The 676-nt window shown below is 68.8% G+C and carries 1 protein-coding gene; it reads left to right on the top strand.

Translation table 11 applies throughout. The annotated features are described in order from the left end of the window. Nucleotides 1–676, top strand: a 676-nt coding sequence (locus HA073_RS30215; RefSeq protein ID WP_166457868.1) for a type I polyketide synthase, incomplete at both ends; no start/stop codon positions are given.

Raw genomic sequence — 676 nt, 5'->3', positions numbered from 1 at the left:
TTGATGTGGATGTGGTGGAGGCGCACGGTACGGGTACGTCGTTGGGTGATCCGATCGAGGCGCAGGCGTTGTTGGCGACGTATGGGCAGGGTCGGGATGTGCCGTTGTTGTTGGGGTCGGTGAAGTCGAACATCGGTCACACGCAGGCGGCTGCGGGGGTGGCTGGGATCATCAAGATGATCTTGGCGATGCGGCACGGGACCGTGCCGGCGACGCTGCACGTGGACGAGCCCTCGTCGCATGTGGACTGGTCGTCTGGCGCGGTCGAGTTGGTAACGGCCTCGCGTGAGTGGCCGGGCGTGGAGCGTCCTCGGCGGGCGGGTGTGTCGTCGTTCGGCATCTCGGGGACCAATGCGCACGTGGTCCTGGAGCAGCCGGAGCCCGAAGCCGTCCCCGAGGTCGCGGTGGAGCCGGAGTCTGCCGGGGGCGCTTCCGTGGCTTTGCCGGTGCCGTGGGTGCTGTCGGGGCGTTCGGAGCGGGGTCTGTCGGGTCAGGCGGGGCGGTTGGTGTCGTTCGTGCGTGGTCGTGGTCTGTCGCCGGTGGATGTGTCGTGGTCGTTGGTGACGTCGCGGGCTGCGTTGGAGCACCGCGCGGTGGTGTGGGGTTCGTCGGTGGACGAGCTGGTGGCCGGGCTGTCGGCTGTTGCCGAGGGCCGGTCTGCGGGTGTGGTGTCGGT

It is taken from the genome of Micromonospora sp. CMU55-4 (assembly GCF_011602315.1).
Classification (GTDB): Bacteria; Actinomycetota; Actinomycetes; order Mycobacteriales; family Micromonosporaceae; genus Micromonospora; species Micromonospora chalcea.
The sequence above is the reverse complement of the archived record's forward strand: the minus strand, read 5'-3'. Positions and strand labels throughout refer to the sequence as shown.